This window comes from Mesorhizobium sp. M2E.F.Ca.ET.209.01.1.1 (genome assembly GCF_004010375.2).
Lineage (GTDB): Bacteria > Pseudomonadota > Alphaproteobacteria > Rhizobiales > Rhizobiaceae > Mesorhizobium.
Window position 1 is genome coordinate 1 of record NZ_SADP02000319.1, and the last position, 393, is coordinate 393.

The window sequence follows — 393 nt, forward strand, 5'->3', positions numbered from 1 at the left end:
GTGGAATTCAAGTTCGATGACCGGGACGGGACGCTGAAACTTCTCGATGTGAATCCGCGTCCGTGGTCGTGGTTCGGCCTCTGTTCTGCTGCCGGCATTGATCTTGGCGCATTGTTGTGGCGTGCCGCCAACGAAGAGCCGACCGGCGAGCCGGTCAAGGCCCGCAACGGCACGTCGTGGTCCTATCTTGTCCGTGATCTTGTTGCTGCATTTACCCTGGGGCGGAGAGGGGAGGTGCGGGCTGCCGACTATCTTGCGTCCCTCGCCAAGGTCCGCAGTTGGGCTGCATTTGCGCTGAATGACCCGCTGCCGGGCCTGATCGACCTGCCGCTGACAGCCTTCAGGGTGTTGAAAAAGCGGATATTACCCGGCCTGTCGTCGCGACAACCGGCG

1 pseudogene is annotated in these 393 nt (G+C 61.8%); it reads left to right on the forward strand.

From position 1 onward, the window contains the following. Positions 1 to 393: pseudogene (locus EN852_RS35815) on the forward strand (carboxylate--amine ligase); the annotation flags it as partial.